The 15,562-nt window shown below is 70.7% G+C and carries 14 protein-coding genes and 1 pseudogene; 10 read left to right on the top strand and 5 right to left on the bottom strand.

Annotation, left to right across the window (positions count from 1 at the left end):
* Positions 1-45: 45 nt before the first annotated feature.
* Positions 46-687, top strand: coding sequence for a phosphate signaling complex protein PhoU (gene phoU / locus E0H26_RS06860; RefSeq protein WP_131302620.1), 642 nt, complete (start codon positions 46-48; stop codon positions 685-687).
* 66 nt (positions 688-753) lie between these two features.
* Here phoU and E0H26_RS06855 read toward each other — a convergent pair whose 3' ends face one another.
* Positions 754-1,521, bottom strand: coding sequence for a phosphoglyceromutase (locus E0H26_RS06855; protein WP_131302225.1), 768 nt, complete (start codon positions 1,519-1,521; stop codon positions 754-756).
* 149 nt (positions 1,522-1,670) lie between these two features.
* Between E0H26_RS06855 and E0H26_RS06850 the strand changes: the two genes are divergently transcribed.
* Positions 1,671-2,978 carry an MDR family MFS transporter gene (locus E0H26_RS06850; RefSeq protein ID WP_131302220.1) on the top strand — a complete coding sequence of 436 codons (1,308 nt, stop codon included), beginning with the start codon at positions 1,671-1,673 and terminating at the stop codon, positions 2,976-2,978.
* A 78-nt stretch (positions 2,979-3,056) separates the two neighbouring features.
* Positions 3,057-4,346: an MFS transporter gene (locus E0H26_RS06845; RefSeq protein ID WP_131302217.1), complete on the top strand. Its 1,290-nt coding sequence runs from the start codon at positions 3,057-3,059 to the stop codon at positions 4,344-4,346.
* 358 nt (positions 4,347-4,704) lie between these two features.
* On the opposite strand, the pseudogene E0H26_RS30560 reads toward E0H26_RS06845, so the two are convergent.
* A pseudogene (locus E0H26_RS30560) lies at positions 4,705-5,094 on the bottom strand (hypothetical protein); the annotation flags it as partial.
* On the opposite strand from E0H26_RS30560, the gene E0H26_RS30555 reads away from it, so the two are divergent.
* A complete protein-coding gene (locus tag E0H26_RS30555) occupies positions 4,976-5,848 on the top strand; it encodes a hypothetical protein (protein WP_240742038.1) in 873 nt (290 codons plus the stop codon). The pseudogene E0H26_RS30560 and the gene E0H26_RS30555 sit on opposite strands and share 119 nt — an antisense overlap.
* Positions 5,849-6,106: 258 nt before the next feature.
* Here E0H26_RS30555 and E0H26_RS06835 read toward each other — a convergent pair whose 3' ends face one another.
* Together E0H26_RS06835 and mshA are read right to left on the bottom strand one after the other, a co-directional pair.
* Positions 6,107-6,625: a type III secretion system chaperone family protein gene (locus tag E0H26_RS06835; RefSeq protein ID WP_131302211.1), complete on the bottom strand. Its 519-nt coding sequence runs from the start codon at positions 6,623-6,625 to the stop codon at positions 6,107-6,109.
* A gap of 139 nt (positions 6,626-6,764) precedes the next feature.
* Complete coding sequence (mshA, locus tag E0H26_RS06830) at positions 6,765-8,111, bottom strand: D-inositol-3-phosphate glycosyltransferase (RefSeq protein WP_131302208.1); 1,347 nt, start codon at positions 8,109-8,111, stop codon at positions 6,765-6,767.
* Positions 8,112-8,295: 184 nt separating this feature from the next.
* On the opposite strand from mshA, the gene E0H26_RS06825 reads away from it, so the two are divergent.
* Positions 8,296-9,066 carry an SDR family NAD(P)-dependent oxidoreductase gene (locus E0H26_RS06825; protein WP_131302204.1) on the top strand — a complete coding sequence of 257 codons (771 nt, stop codon included), beginning with the start codon at positions 8,296-8,298 and terminating at the stop codon, positions 9,064-9,066.
* 11 nt (positions 9,067-9,077) lie between these two features.
* Positions 9,078-9,923 (top strand): class I SAM-dependent methyltransferase, encoded by an 846-nt coding sequence (locus E0H26_RS06820; protein WP_131302201.1) that lies wholly within the window; start codon positions 9,078-9,080, stop codon positions 9,921-9,923.
* Between the two features lie 109 nt (positions 9,924-10,032).
* Here the strand turns inward: E0H26_RS06820 and E0H26_RS06815 are convergent, their stop codons facing one another.
* Entirely contained in the window at positions 10,033-11,115 is a 1,083-nt protein-coding gene (locus E0H26_RS06815; protein ID WP_131302198.1) for a UDP-N-acetylmuramate dehydrogenase, read from the bottom strand.
* Between the two features lie 70 nt (positions 11,116-11,185).
* Between E0H26_RS06815 and E0H26_RS06810 the strand changes: the two genes are divergently transcribed.
* From E0H26_RS06810 to E0H26_RS06795, 4 genes are all read left to right on the top strand, one after another.
* The gene (locus E0H26_RS06810; protein ID WP_131302195.1) at positions 11,186-11,950 is read left to right on the top strand and encodes a maleylpyruvate isomerase family mycothiol-dependent enzyme; all 765 of its coding nucleotides are present in this window, start codon (positions 11,186-11,188) and stop codon (positions 11,948-11,950) included.
* A gap of 263 nt (positions 11,951-12,213) precedes the next feature.
* Positions 12,214-13,518, top strand: coding sequence for an ABC transporter substrate-binding protein (locus E0H26_RS06805; protein WP_131302193.1), 1,305 nt, complete (start codon positions 12,214-12,216; stop codon positions 13,516-13,518).
* Positions 13,519-13,635: 117 nt separating this feature from the next.
* Positions 13,636-14,643 (top strand): carbohydrate ABC transporter permease, encoded by a 1,008-nt coding sequence (locus tag E0H26_RS06800; protein WP_131302190.1) that lies wholly within the window; start codon positions 13,636-13,638, stop codon positions 14,641-14,643.
* Positions 14,644-14,719: 76 nt separating this feature from the next.
* Complete coding sequence (locus E0H26_RS06795; protein WP_131302187.1) at positions 14,720-15,553, top strand: carbohydrate ABC transporter permease; 834 nt, start codon at positions 14,720-14,722, stop codon at positions 15,551-15,553.
* Positions 15,554-15,562 lie beyond the last annotated feature (9 nt).

Here is a 15,562-nt window from a genome sequence, read left to right as displayed (position 1 = left end):
CCGCCGGCCGGTACCGGCGGCACCGAACCCTGACAGGACGTGAGTATGCGCGACGAGTTCCGGGCCGAACTGCAAGCCGTCAGCCAACTGCTGGTGGAGATGGCCGAGGGCGTGCGGGAGGCGCTACGACAGGCCACCCGGTCCCTGCTCACCGCCGATCGACGGGCGGCCGAGTCCGTCATCGAGCAGGACGCCCAGATCGACGAACTCTACCGACAGGTGGAGGAACGGGTCTGCGATCTGCTGGCCCGCCAGGCGCCGGTCGCCTCCGACCTGCGCGCCATGATCACCGCCCTGCACGTGGCCGCGGACCTGGAACGCATGGGCGACCTGGCCGACCACGTCGCAAAGACCGCGCTGCGCCGGCATCCCTCGCCCGCCGTTCCGGCGGAGTTGCGGCCGGTCTTCGTCGACATGGCGGCCATCGCCGACCGGATGGCGGAGAAGATCGCCAAGGTGCTGGCGAACCCGGACGCCGACCTCGCCGCCGAGCTGGACAGTGACGACGACGCGATGGACGAGCTGCACAAGGGCCTGTTCGAGGTGCTGCTCGGCGCCGACTGGCCGTACGGGGTGGAAACCGCGATCGACGCCACCCTGCTCGGCCGCTTCTACGAGCGGTTCGCCGACCACGCGGTGAACAGCGGCGAGCACGTCGTCTACCTGATCACCGGCCAACCGGTGTAAGGAAGGGCCCCCTGTTAACGCCTCGCGTATAGCAGGGGGCCCCTGTTAACCACCGGTCTGGACGAGTCAGCGGCCCTGGTTCGCGACCGCGGCGGCGGCTTCCTTGGCCGCCACCGGATCGAGGTAGGTGCCGCCCAGGGTCTGCGGGCGCAGCAGCGGGTCCAGGTCGTAGCGCAGCGGGATCCCGGTCGGGATGTTGAGCTTGGCGATCGCCTCGTCGCTGATCTGGTCCAGGTGCTTGACCAGGGCGCGCAGCGAGTTTCCGTGCGCCGCCACCAGCACCGTACGGCCCGCCAGGATGTCCGGCACGATCGAGTCGTACCAGTACGGCAGCATCCGCTCGACGACGTCCTTGAGGCACTCGGTACGCGGCATCAGCTCGGTCGGCAGCAACGCGTACCGCGGGTCGCCCACCTGGGACCACTCGTCGTCGTCGGCGATGGGCGGGGGCGGGGTGTCGTACGAACGGCGCCAGAGCATGAACTGCTCCTCGCCGTACTCGTCCAGGGTCTGCTTCTTGTTCTTGCCCTGCAGGGCGCCGTAGTGGCGCTCGTTGAGCCGCCACGACCGGCGCACCGCGATCCAGTGCCGGTCGGCGGCGTTGAGGGCCAGTTCGGCGGTCCGGATGGCGCGGCGCATCACGCTGGTGTGCACGACGTCCGGCAGCAGGTTGTGCTCGCGCAGCAGCTCGCCGCCGCGGCGCGCCTCGTTCTCCCCCTTCTCGGTCAGGTCCACGTCGACCCAGCCGGTGAAGAGGTTCTTGGCGTTCCAGTCGCTTTCGCCGTGCCGCAGCAGGACCAGCGTCCCGACGGTGGGTCCCTCGCTAGCTGTCATGCCGATCATCCTGCCGCAACCCGGGTTGGCACGCGCGGGAAGGGTCGTGACGACCACCACGTGGAAATCGGGGTGACCTTGGTTCCGGGCCGCCACTAGGTTGTAAGGATCAGCTAGATCATCAGTCATTACGAAACGGGGGCGCCGGCGTGCGCGCGATACGGGGATGGTTCCGGGACACCACAGGCGGGCTACCGAGGACATTCTGGTATCTCTGGACCGGCACCCTGATCAACCGGCTCGGCTCGTTCGTCCTCGTCTTCCTCGCCATCTACCTGACCCAGGAGCGCGGCTTCTCCGCCTACCAGGCGGGCCTCGTGCTCGGCCTCTGGGGAGTCGGCGGCGCGGTCGGCACCACCGTCGGCGGCACCCTGACCGACCGATGGGGACGGCGTCCCACCCTGCTCACCGCCCACCTGGGCGGCGCGGTCATGATGCTCGCGCTGGGCTTCGCCCACGAGCTGTGGGCGGTCGGGTTGGGCGCCCTCCTGCTCGGCCTGTTCGCCGAGGCGGCCCGTCCCGCGTTCGGCGCGATGATGGTCGACGTGGTGCCCGAGCGGGATCGGCTGCGGGCCTTCTCGCTCAACTACTGGGCGATCAATCTCGGCTTCGCCTGCGCCGCCGTGCTCGCCGGCTTCGCCGCCCAGGCCGGCTATCTCCTGCTCTTCGTGGTCAACGCGAGCACCACGCTGGTCACCGCCGTGATCATCTTCGTCAAGGTCAAGGAGACCCGGACGATCACGGTCAGCGCGCCCACCGGTGTCGTCCCCGTCGGCGCGCTACGCACGATCCTGACCGACCGGGTGTACCTGCTGTTCGTGGCGCTGAACCTGCTCGGCGCGCTGGTCTTCCTCCAGCACATCTCGATGCTGCCGATCGCGATGTCCGACTCGGGCCTGAGCCCGGCGACGTACGGCTCGGTGATCGCCCTCAACGGCGTACTCATCGTGGCCGGCCAACTGTTCGTACCCCGACTGATCCGGGGCCGCAGCCGGTCCCACGTACTCGCCCTGGCGGCGGTGGTGATGGGGGTCGGCTTCGGGCTGACCGCGTTCGCCGACGCGGCCTGGTTCTACGGGCTGACGGTGCTGATCTGGACGATCGGCGAAATGCTCAACTCGCCGTCCAACGCCACCCTCATCGCCGAACTGTCCCCGGGCGAGTTGCGGGGCCGCTACCAGGGCGTCTTCTCCCTCTCCTGGCAGTTGGCCGGGGCCGCCGCGCCGATCCTCGGCGGGCTGGTGCGGGAACAGGCCGGCAACGCCACACTGTGGCTGGGCTGCGCCGTCATCGGCCTGGTGATGGCGGTGGGCCACCTGCTCTCCGGGCCGGCCCGGGAGCGGCGCGCGGTCGCGCTGCGTACCGTCGGGGTCGGGCCCGTGGTGACGCCACAGTCGACGGCGCCGCAGCCGGCCGCACCACAGGCGGCCGAGCCGGTGGCGACCACCCGCCAGTAGGCCACGGCCCCTCCCCACGCCCACGCGATCCCGCTCCGGCAAGATCTGTTAGGTAACCGAACAGATCAGGAGGTCGGAGTGCGGGCCGCAGACCAGCACGACCGCCGGGCGGCCGGAGCCGTACGCCGCTGGTTCGCCGACACCGCAGGTGGACTGCCCGCGACCTTCTGGTACCTCTGGGTCGGTCTACTGATCAACCGGGCCGGCGCCTTCGCGCTGCTCTTCCTGTCGCTCTACCTGACCGCCGCCCGTGGCGCCAGCGAGTCCCTGGCCGGGGTCGTGGTCGGCGCCTACGGCGCGGGCGGCGCCGCCGGGATGCTGCTCGGCGGGGTACTGGCCGACCGGTGGGGCCGGCGCTCCACCCTGGTGGCAGCCCACCTGGTCACCGCCGCGCTGCTGGTCGCGCTGGCGTTGAGCCAACACCTCGGGGTGATCGCCGCGCTCGCCCTGCTGGTCGGGGTCAGCCACTCGATGCCGAGCCCGGCCTTCGTCGCGGCGATCGTCGACGTGGTGCCCGAACACCGCCGCTCCCGCGCGTTCAACCTGCAATTCTGGGCGTTCAACCTGGGCATGGCGGTGGCCTCGCTGCTGGCTGGCCTGCTGGCCGAGGCGAGCTACGTGGCACTCTTCCTGGTGGACGCCGCCGCCACGTTGGCCACTGCGGCACTGATCGCCTGGAAGGTTCCAGAGACGCTCACCCGCCGGTCGGCACCGGCCATCGACGTACGCCGGGCCCGCCGGCCCGGGCTGCACACCGCGTTGACCGACCGGCACTTCCTGGTCTTCGTCGGGCTGACCTTCGTACTGGCCGTGCTGACCACGCAGGCGTCGACGATCATGCCGCTGGCGATGCGCGCGGACGGACTCGGCCCATCGGCGTACGGCACCGTGGTGGCGCTGGGCGGGGTGCTGATCGTACTGGGGCAACTCTTCGTACCCCGACTCATCGACCGGCACCGCAAGGGGCACGTACTCGCCCTCTCCACGGCGCTGCTCGCGGTCGGCTTCGGTGCGTTGGCCGTGGCCGACGGCCTCGCCGTCTACCTGGGCGCGTGCGTGGTCTGGACGGTCGGTTCGATGCTGGCCGCCCCACCCAACGCGCAGATCAACGCGGACCTGGCACCACCGACCCTGCGGGCCCGCTACCAGTCGGTGTTCTACCTGGCCTTCCCGGCCGCGTCGTTCGTGGCACCCACGCTCGGCGGGTTCAGCCTGCAATGGTGGGGCGACGCACACTGGCTGATCGTCGGCGCACTGGGCCTGCTGGCCGCCGGTGGCCACCTGCTCGCCGGGCCACCTCGCGAGCGGCGGGTGGCCGCGCTGCGCCGGGCCACCGCCAGCCCCGCCGAGACGTCCCTGGCAGGCTGAGCACAACGCGATGTGCCCGGCACGGTTACCCGCCGGGCACATCGTCTGGTCGTACGACCGGCGGCGGCGGGCGGCACTCACCCCCGTAAGCGACGCCCGCTCGCGCCGCCGGTCCAAACAGGTGGGCACCGTCCCCCAACGGTGTGGATCCACCCGTCCCCCGACACCTCGCCCGGCTGCACAGATCTGATCGATCCGCCGCTCCCCCGAACGGTTCCGAGCGTGGTGCGGTTCATTAAAGCTAGTTCGGCCCGTGGTACGGATTCAACCTGGCTGGCTGTCTCCCCCGTCACAGCGCCCACGGTCCCGCTCGTTCATCGCCAACAGCGGGTTCCCGGCGAGGATTCCCGTAAACCTCTCACGCGTCCTCGCGATCGGGTGACTCGGTGCGGAAGAAGTTGCTCTGCCGGCCGTTGCGCAACTGCTCCTGGTAGATCAGGTTCAGCCGGCGCAGGTCGAAGGTGTGGAACCACTCCTCCCAACTGATCTCACGGATCCGGCTGCTCTCCCGGTAACCCGGAATGTTGAACGTCAGCACGCCGGCCCGACCGTCCCGCTCGGTGCCACTGATCGTCGCCGGCTTGGCCCCACGCTCCCGGGCCCACCGCTGGATCACGTCGTGGTTGGTGGTGACCAGGCTCCGTCCCGGGCGCTCCGGTCGGTCCTGGATCGACGAGATCACCTGCGAGGACCTGGACGACCGGGCCGTGGACCTCCCGGTCCGTACCGCGCCACCGCCGGCCGACTTCGCCGCGCCACGCGCCGGAGCGGCCTTCGCGGCGCCACGCGCCGGGGCGGCCTTCGCGGCGCCACGCGCCGGAGCGGCCTTCGCGGTACGGGCCGATGCGGTCCGGCCGGCCGCGCGGGTCGCCGTACCTGCCTTGCTGGCGGTGGTGGCCTTCTTCCGGGCCGGTGCCGACGTACGGGCATTCGTGGCCTTGCTGGCCGACGTGGTCCTGCCAGCTGCCGTGGTCCTGCTGGCCGACGTGGTCTTCGCCGGCCGCGCCTTGCCCGCAGCCGCCTTCCTCGCCCCGACAGCGGCGGTGGTCCGCCGGGCGGGCGCCGTCGTCTTGCGCGCGGCCGTCGTCGTCTTACGGGCGGTTCCGGCCTTGCGGGCCGTGCCGGTCTTGCGGGCCGTGCCGGTCGTCGTCGCCTGCCGCGCCGGGCCGGTCCGCTTGGCGGGCGTCGCCTTCGCCCGTCCCGCAGCGGTACGGGCCGGCTTCGTACCGGCCGTCTTCGTGGCGCTGGCACGACCGGCCGGTCCGCTGCTGCGACGCGCCGCCCCGCCCGAGCGGAGCGTGCTGGCCAGCCGCTTCACCAGTTCCGGCTTGCGCAGCGCGGAGATGCCGGAGACCCCGTACCGGCGCAGTTGGCCACGGATGTCGTCCACCCGCATCCGGGCTATCTCCGACTCGGAGATCCGTGGCGTGTTCGGGGTCTGGTTGGCGGTCTGCCGCCTGGTCCTGGTCGCGGTCCCGCCGCGACCCGAGCTGTTTCGCTGAGCCATGGATGCTCACGCTCCTCGACACTCAGTCTCGGCGCGCGGCGGGTCCCAAACGCCGCACCGCGCGGTGCGGCTTACCCAGCAGAAACGCTCTGAACCACGGCTGCGGGGGGTGACCTGCGGGCCGAGTGCCTGCTGGCCCGGGTGCGGCGGTTGGCTCGGGTACGCCCCGTTGTCCCACGGCTGCGGCCCGGGCGCGGCCGTTGGCTTGAGTGCGGCCGTTGGCTTGAGTGCGGCCGGCGGCGCGGCCGTTGTCCTACGGCTGGGGTGCGGCCGATGGTTCGGGTGCGGCCGATGGTTCGAAGAGGTGTGCGAAGGCCGCGAGGTTTGCGGTGGATTCGCCCCGCTTGACCCGCCACTCCCACTCTCGTCGGATCGAACTGCCGAAGCCGATCTCCAGCATGGTGTCGAAGGACTCGTCGGCGTAGCTCAGCACCGCACCGAAGAGGCGGTCCAGTTCGTCGGCGTCGATGCCGGCCGGGTTGACCCGGCCGGTGAGGTAGATGTCGCCGACGGCGTCGACGGAGAAGGACACGGCGTACATCCGGGCGTTGCGCCGCAGTAGCCAGGCCCAGAGTTCCTCGCGGCGCTCGTCCGGCTGACGCATCACGAACGCCTCGATCCGCAGCGCGTGCTCGCCGACGATCAGGTTGCAGATCGTCTTGAGCTTGTGGGTGCCGGGCAGGGTTACCGCGTACGACCCCGGGCCGGTCGACTCGCAGGCCAGTTCCCGCTCGGCACAGACCGACTCGATCAGGGCATTCAGGTCACTCATCGGATCAACTCTACGGCCGCCGCTCTGGTGCTGCCGGCTGCGGCGAGCCAGGTGTTAGCGGCGAGCCAGGTGTTAGCAAGGGACCCTTCCTATGCACGAGGCGTTAATAGGGTGCCCTTCCTTTCAGCACCGCCGGTCGTCACCGGAAGGCGGCGAGTTCGGAGGTCAGGCGGGCGCGGTGGGCGACGATCGCCTCGCCGTACACGGCGAGCAGGGCGTCGGCCGTGCGGTGCCAGGAGAAGTTGCGGGCATGCTGGGCGGCGCCGATCGACAGCTCGGCCCGGCGGGCTCGGTCGGGCAGCAGACGGGCCAGGGTGCGCGCCCAGTCGACCGGGTCGTGGCCGCGCACCAGCACCCCGCTGACCTGGTCCCGCACCGCGGTCACCAGACCACCCACGGCGGCGGCCACCACCGGCGTACCGCAGGCCTGGGCCTCCAGTGCGACCAGGCCGAAGGATTCGTTGTACGACGGCACCGCGACCAGGTCGGCCGCCTGGTACAGCAGGGGCAGCTCGGTGCCGGTACGCGGCGGCAGGAAGTGCACCCGGTCGGCCACGCCGAGCGAGGCGGCCAACTCGATCAGGGCGGTGGGCCGGTCCAGCCCGCTGCCGCTGGGGCCACCGCAGATCACCACGGAGACCTCGCGGGCCAGCACGGGATCCCGCTGGCGCAGCGCGGCGATCGCGCGGATCAGCACGTCCGGGGCCTTCAGCGGCTGGATGCGTCCGACGAAGGCGACCAGGTAACCGGTGGTGGGCAGGCCCAGTTGGGCCCGAGCCGCGTTGGTCGCGGCGTCCCGGTCGCCGGGCGGCGGGCAGAACCGGTCCAGGTCGACCCCGGGCTCGACCACCGCGACCCGGGTCGGGTCGGCGTCGTACCGTTCGATCAGGTCGCCCGCCTCGACCCGGGTGTTCGCGACCAGCCGGTCGGCCTCGGCGACGACCTGCTCCTCGCCGATGACGCGGGCCTTGGGTTCCGGCCGGTCCCCGGCGGCGAGCTGCGCGTTCTTCACCTTGGCCAGGGTGTGCGCGCTGTGCACCAGCGGCACCCCCCAACGGTCCTTGGCCAGCCAGCCGACCTGCCCGGAAAGCCAGTAGTGGGAGTGGATGAGGTCGTAGTGGCCCGGCGGGCGGGACGCCTCGGCGCGCAGCACGCCAGCGGTGAAGGCGCAGAGCTGGCCGGGCAACTCCTCCTTGGTCAGCCCTTCCAACGGGCCGGCCATCACGTGCCGGACGTGCACCCCGGGGACGATCTCCACCACCGGCGGGAGATCACCCGAGGTGGCCCGGGTGAAGATCTCCACCTCGACGTCGGCCTCGGCCAGCCGCCGGGCGACCTCCAGGATGTAGACGTTCATGCCACCCGCGTCCCCGGTGCCGGGCTGGTGCAGCGGAGAAGTGTGCACCGAGAGCGTCGCGATCCGCCGTGGCCGCGGCCACGGCAGGGCGCCTCGCTGACGACCGACACCGATGTGCAATTCCGCCACTTCTGCTCCCTTTGCCAGGGTTGATGCCGTCCTGCACGACCCGCGTGCCTCTCGCGTCAACCTCCGCGCCGAATGTCATCTTCCCGATAGGCGGCTGGTAATACGTCGTCCGGACCCGCAGGCGTGATCGACTTCATCACGGGGGCGGCCCCGTAGCCCTCGGGGCAGGGGCGAGAATGGCCAGATGAGTCGTGTCGCCATCGTCACCGGGGCATCCAGCGGTATCGGCGCTGCCACCGCCCGCCGACTCGCCAGCGAGGGCTTCCACGTCCTGGCCGCGGCCCGGCGTACCGACCGGCTGGCCCAGCTGATCGCCGAGATCACCGCCGACGGCGGCGCCGCCACCGCGGTCTCCTGCGACGTCACCTCCGACGAGTCGGTGGCGGCGCTCGCGCGGGCCGCGCAGCAGGCGCCCGGGCCGGTCACCCTCCTGGTCAACAACGCCGGTGGGGCCCGTGGGATGGATCCGGTGGAAGCCGGCGCGGTCGGCGACTGGCAATGGATGTACGACGTCAACGTGCTGGGCACCCTGCGGGTCACCCAGGCGCTGCTGCCCGCGCTGGAGTCCTCCGGCGCCGGGACCATCGTCATCGTCTCGTCGACGGCGGGCTTCACCGTCTACGAGGGCGGTGGCGGCTACACCGCCGCCAAGCACGCCCAGACCGCGATCGCCGGCACCTTGCGGCTGGAGTTGTGCGGCCGTCCGGTGCGGGTGATCGAGATCGACCCGGGCATGGTGAAGACCGACGAGTTCGCGCTGATCCGCTTCGGCGGAGACGCCGACCGCGCGCAGGCCGTGTACGCCGGAGTCGCCGAGCCACTGCTCGCCGAGGACGTCGCCGACTGCATCGCCTGGTGCGCCACCCGGCCGCAGCACGTCAACGTGGACCGTCTCGTCGTCCGCCCGCTGGCCCAGGCCGCCCAGCACAAGGTGCACCGGGCGAGCGGAGTCTGAGGAACGCGGCCATGGCGACGTGGGCGTCCCGGCCGCTCGGGGTGGTCACCCGGGGCACCACCAATCCCAACCGGCTCCGGCGGGTGGACAACTGGATCGTCGAGACCTGCGGCGACGCGCTGCGCGCCGCGTCGGATCCGCTGGTGGTCGACCTCGGATACGGCGCGAGCCCGGTGACCGCCGTGGAACTTCGCGCCCGGCTGGCCACGGGGGTACGCGCCGACGTACGGGTGGTGGGGCTGGAGATCGATCCGGTCCGCGTCGCCGACGCCCAGTTCTCCGCCGATCCGCCCGGGCTGACCTTCGCCCGGGGCGGCTTCGAACTGGCCGGCCTCCGACCCGCCCTGGTGCGCGCGTTCAACGTGCTGCGGCAGTACGACGAGAGCGAGGTGGTCGGCGCCTGGGCCACCGTCACCGGGCAGTTGGCGCCCGGCGGGCTGCTGGTCGAGGGCACCTGCGACGAGTTGGGCCGCCTCGCCAGTTGGGTGCTGCTCGACGCCACTGGCCCGCGCTCGCTGACCCTGGCCGCCCGGCTGGCCACCATGCAGACCCCGGCGGAGCTTGCCGAGCGCCTACCCAAGGCACTGATCCACCGCAACGTCCCCGGTGAACCCATCCACGACCTGATCCGCGCGCTGACCGACGCCTGGCACGCCGCCGCCGGGTACGCCCCCTACGGCCCCCGTCAGCGCTGGCTGAAAACCGTGACCACGCTCCATGCCCAGGGCTGGCCCATCCTCCACCGCCCCCGCCGCTGGCGCCAGGGCGAACTCACCCTCCCCTGGCCCACCATCGCCCCCACCCCCACCCCCACCCCCACCCCCCACTCTCCCCACCGCCCACCCCCGCGTGGTTGATCAAGAGGTTTGCGTCGCGGCGCGCCCCTGCGCCCGACGCAAACCTCTTGATCAACGCCTGAGGCCGGGGGGTGGGGGTGGGGTGGGGTGGCGTGGGTGGGGGGTGGGGTTAGAGGGTGCAGTTGATTAGGACGGGTTCGGGGTGGAGGGGGACGGCGAAGCGGGAGTGGACGCCGTCGCGGATCTCGCGGGCCAGGGTGAGCAGGGACTCGGTGGTGGCGGTGCCGGTCTGGTTGGTGAGGGCGAGGGTGTGCTTGGTGGAGATGGCGACGCCGTCGGGACCGGGGTGGCCCTTGCCGAAGCCGGCCTTGTCGATCAACCAGGCGGCGCTGACCTTGACCTGGTCGCCGGCGGTTGGCCAGGATGGCGGCTCGCCGATGTCGGCGGCGCGCTGCCGCAGCACCTCGTACCCCGCACCGTCCAGCACCGGGTTGGTGAAGAAGGAGCCGACCGAACGGGTGTCCGGGTCCGCCGCGTCCAGCACCATTCCCTTGCCCGCCCGCAGCCCGAGCACGGTGGCCCGCGCCTGCGCCAGCGGCACCCGGTCACCGACCTCGACGCCGAGCGCCCGCGCCAGTTCGGCGTACCGGACCGGGCCGGACAGCGGCGAGCGGGCCAGCCGGAAGTCGACCGCGAGCACCACCCAGCGCTCGCTGTACTTGAAGATGCTGGCCCGGTAGGCGAAACCGCAGTCGGCGGCGGCGACCTCGGTCACCGTCCCGGCGACGCGGTCGTACACCTGCACGCCGACGATGGTTTCGGCGACCTCCTGCCCGTACGCCCCGACGTTCTGGATCGGGGTGGCGCCGGTCGAGCCGGGGATGCCGGAGAGACACTCCAACCCGGACCAGCCGTTGTGCACCGTCGCGGCGACCAGGTCGTCCCACGGTTCGCCGGCCTCGACGCGGATGGTCACGGTCTGCTCGTTTTCGGCCAGCACCCGCAGGCCCCGGGAGCGGACGAGGACCACGGTGCCGGGAAAGCCGGCGTCGCCGATCACCACGTTGCTGCCCCCGGCGAGCAGAAGGACCTGCTCTTTCGCCTCGCGTACCCGGGCGACGATCTCTTCGGCACTGGTTGCGGTGACGATGCTTCCGGCCGGACCACCGAGGCATAATGTGGTGTATTGCGCCAGTTTGTCCGTGCTGGCGGGTTCGGTGGCGGCTGTCGGCTGGGCGTAGACGTCAGGCACGTCTTTCACCCTAGGCTGAGAGGTAGCCGTGGCACCCACTGGTGGCCCGGTCACCCCCGGGAGGATGGCGATGAGCAGAATGCACGGCACCAAGGACTTCTGGATCGGCGCGCTCCGGGCGGAGGGCCCGGCGTTCGCCGCCGCAGTGGCCGAGGCCCCGCCCGAGACACCCGTGCTGTCCTGCCCCGGTTGGACGGTGACCGACCTTGCCCTGCACCTCACCGGCGTCTACCAGTGGGTGCGCAACGTCGCCGGGTCCGGCCAGAGCACGCCACCGGAGCAGCCCCGGTCGGTGCGTCCCGACCCCACGCCGGGCCTCACCGCCGCGCAGCAGTGGCAGCAGGCGTACGACGACCTGATGACCCTCTTCGACACCCTGGACCCGGAGGCGCCGGCCTGGAACTGGGCGCCCCAGCCGAAGAAGGCCGGCTTCTGGCCACGCCGGATGGCACACGAGACGGCGGTGCACCGCTGGGACGCCCAGCTCGCCATCGCTGCCGGTGAGCCGATCGAAGCCAAGCTCGCGGCCGACGGGGTCAGCGAGGTGCTCGACACCTGGCTGCCGGCCGGCCGGCGGACGGCGACCGGACAGTGGCACGGGGTGGTACGCCTGGTGGCGACCGACGCCGCGCAGGAGTGGTACCTGCGGCTGCGCGGCGAGGGGGTGGCCCTGCTGGACACCGGCACCATCCTCGACCACGACGAGCACCACGCCCGGGTGCAGGTCAGCGGTACGGCGAGCGACCTGCTGCTGGCGCTCTGGGGACGGGTCAGCTTCGAGACCCTGACCGTGGCCGGCGACCCGACCCTGCTCGACGGGGTACGCACCGGCTGACCCCACGCCCATCGGGCACCCCCGGCGTCGACCTGCCCCCGCCCGGAGTTCCGGCCGAATGGCGGTTACCGAGGACCTCGGTGACCGCCATTTCGCCATAACGGCGACCCCGACGCGGAGTCCCTCACGCCGGCTCGTGGCCATTCTGTGACCGGCGGCGAGAGAGCGCTCTCTTGACACGTGCCGGACAGGGACAGCAGGCTACGTGAGAGCGCTCTCAGACTCATTCCACCACCACCCCACCTGAGAGGGGTCGCCAGACCATGGCCACTTTCCCGCGCCACCGCCTCGCCGCGGTCGCCCTGGCAGCCGCCGGCGCGCTACTCGTCACCAGCGGCTGCGGCAGCGACGACGCCGCCAGCGACGGCAAGATAACGCTCACCGTCGACGTCTTCGGACAGTTCGGCTACGAGCAGCTCTACCAGGAGTACATGGACGCCAACCCCGGCGTGAAGATCGTCGAACGGGGCACCGGCGGCAACCTCGACGAGTACTCGCCGAAGCTGACCCAGTGGCTCGCCGCGGGCAAGGGCGCCGGTGACGTCGTCGCCATCGAAGAAGGTCTGATGGTCGAGTACAAGGCCAACCCGGACAACTTCGTCAATCTGCTCGACCACGACGCCGCCGGGCTCAAGGGCAACTTCCTGGAGTGGAAGTGGAACCAGGGGCTGACCGCCGACGGTCAGAAGCTGATCGGGCTCGGCACCGACGTCGGCGGCATGGCGATCTGCTACCGCACCGACCTGTTCGCCAAGGCGGGGCTGCCGACCGACCGCGAAGAGGTCTCCAAGCTCTGGCCGACCTGGGAGGACTACATCGCGGTCGGTGAGCGGTTCAAGGCGCAGAACACCGGGGCGTCGTTCCTGGACGCGGCCACCAACACGTTCAACACCATCGTCCTGCAGACCGCCGGCAACGCGTCGGGCTACCACTACTACGACACCAGCGAGAACCTGGTGGTGGACAGCAACCCGGCCGTCAGGCAGGCCTGGGACACCACGATGAAGATCATCAACGCCGGCCTCTCCGGCAAGTACGGCTCCTGGTCGGAGGAGTGGGTCTCGGCCTTCAAGCAGGCCAAGTTCGCCACCATCGCCTGCCCGGCCTGGATGACCGGGGTGATCGAGGGCTATGCCGGGCCGGAGGCCAAGGGCAAGTGGGACATCGCCCGGGTGCCCGGCGACGGTGGCAACTGGGGCGGCTCGCACCTGGCCGTGCCGGCGCAGAGCAAGCACCAGGAAGAGGCGATCAAGCTGGTCAAGTTCCTGACCAGCCCGCAGGGCCACATCGGCGCCTTCAAGGCCAAGGGCCCGCTGCCGTCGTCGCCGCAGGCGCTGGACGACCCGGCGATCACCGAGGCCAGCAACGCGTACTTCTCGGACGCGCCGGTCGGGAAGATCTTCGGTACGGGCGCGAAGACCCTGAAGCCGGTCTACATGGGCCCAAAGAACCAGGCGGTCCGCACCGAGGTCGAGAACGCCGTCCGCACCGTCGAGCTGGGCCAGCGCAGCCCTGACCAGGGCTGGCAGGACGCCGTCAACAACGCCAAGAAGGCCGCCGCCAAGTAACCGGCCCGACGGCCTCCACCCCCGCCGCCGATCCAGGCCCGCCTCGCTCGCCACGTACGCGTGACGACCGGCCCTGGATCGGCGCGGGGCGGGGGCGTGGAAAGGAGTCAACGGGTCATGGCGTTGCAGCTCGACGCGCGAGGGCCGACCACACCGACGCCGGGCCGGCCCCGTCCGTCGCAGGCCGGCCGGCTCAGCCGGATCGACGCGAAGTACTCGCCCTACCTCTACATCGCCCCGTTCTTCGTGATCTTCGTGATCTTCGGGGCCTGGCCGCTCGCGTACACCTTCTGGGTTTCGCTGCACGACTGGGACCTGCTCGGCAGCGATCCCGCCTTCATCGGCGCGGACAACTACACCCAACTGCTTGCCGACAGCGACTTCTGGCACTCGGTGGTCAACACCCTCGGCATCTTCCTGATCAGTACGGTGCCGCAGCTGCTCCTGGCGCTCTGGCTGGCCAACCTGCTCAACCGGCAGCTACGGTTCCGGACCGGCTGGCGGATGGCGGTGCTGGTACCCAACGTCACGTCGACCGCGGCCGTGGCGATCGTGTTCGGGGTGCTGTTCGGCCGCGAGTTCGGCATGATCAACTGGATGCTCGACCTGGTCGGCGTCGACGGGATCGAGTGGAAATCCAACCGCCTCGCCTCCTGGGTGGCCATCTCGGCCATGGTCGACTGGCGATGGACCGGCTACAACGCCCTGATCTTCCTGGCCGCCATGCAGGCCATCCCCCGCGACCTGTACGAGGCCGCCGCCATCGACGGCGCGAACCGGGCCCGGCAGTTCTGGTCGGTCACCGTGCCGCTGCTCAAGCCGACGATCATCTTCTGCGTCATCATCTCCACCATCGGCGGGCTCCAACTGTTCACCGAGCCCCGGCTGTTCCACTCCGGCACCAACGCGATCCGGGGCGGGCCGATGCGCGAGTCGCAGACGATGACCATGTACATGTTCGAGAACGCCTTCGCGCCCTACTACAACTTCGGCTACGGCTCGGCGGTGGCCTGGCTGCTCTTCGCCCTGATCGCCATCGTCGCGGCGATCAACGTACTGATCATCCGCCGGCTCGGCTCCAGCGCCCGGCCACCGGAGGGCAAGCGGAAGGGAGGTTCCCGATGAGCGAGCGCAGCGAGCGAATCATTCGGCTCAGTGCGGTGGTGCCTCGTCGCGGCGCCGGGCGAAGCGAGGTGGCGCGATGAGCCGGCTGTGGCGGGCCAGCCCGCTGACGTACGGTGCGCTGATCGCCGCCGGAGTGCTGTCGATCTTCCCGATCTACTGGATGTTCGTGGTGGCCAGCCGCTCCAGCGACGTGATGGGGCAACTGCCGCCGCCGATGACACCCGGCGGGAACCTCGGCGCCAACATCTCCCGGCTGTTCGCCAACACCGACGCGTACTTCCTGACCGGCCTGATCAACTCGGCCATCGTGGCGACCACGGTCACCATCTCCGTGGTGTTCTTCTCCTCGCTGGCCGGGTTCGCCTTCGCCAAGCTGCGCTTCCGGGGTAGCAACGCGCTGCTGATGCTCATCGTCGCCACGATGATGATCCCCACCCAACTCGGCATCATCCCGCTGTACATGCTGATGACGAAGCTGAACCTCAACGACCGGCTGCCGGCGGTGATCCTGCCCGCGCTGGTCACCGGCTTCGGCGTGTTCATGATGCGGCAGTACGCCGGCCAGGCGGTCAGCACCGAGCTGATCGAGGCGGCCCGGGTGGACGGCTGCGGCACCGCGCGGATCTACTGGAACGTGGTGCTGCCCGCGTTGCGGCCCGCCGCCGCAGTGCTCGGGCTGCTCACCTTCATGACCACCTGGAACGACTTCCTGTGGCCGTACGCGGTGCTCAACGACCCGGAGAATCCCACCGTGCAGTTGTCGCTGCGGGCCCTGTCCGACGGCTACTACCAGGACATGTCCCAGGTGTTCACCGGTACGGCAATCGCCACGCTGCCACTGCTGCTGGTGTTCGTACTGTTCGGACGTCAGATCATCGGCGGAATCATGGAAGGTGCGGTCAAGTCATGAGCGAGCGAA

The sequence above is a fragment of the Micromonospora zingiberis genome, from assembly GCF_004331455.1.
GTDB classification, from domain to species: domain Bacteria; phylum Actinomycetota; class Actinomycetes; order Mycobacteriales; family Micromonosporaceae; genus Micromonospora; species Micromonospora zingiberis.
Note: the sequence above shows the minus strand (reverse complement) of the source record. Positions and strands in the feature narration are given on the sequence as shown.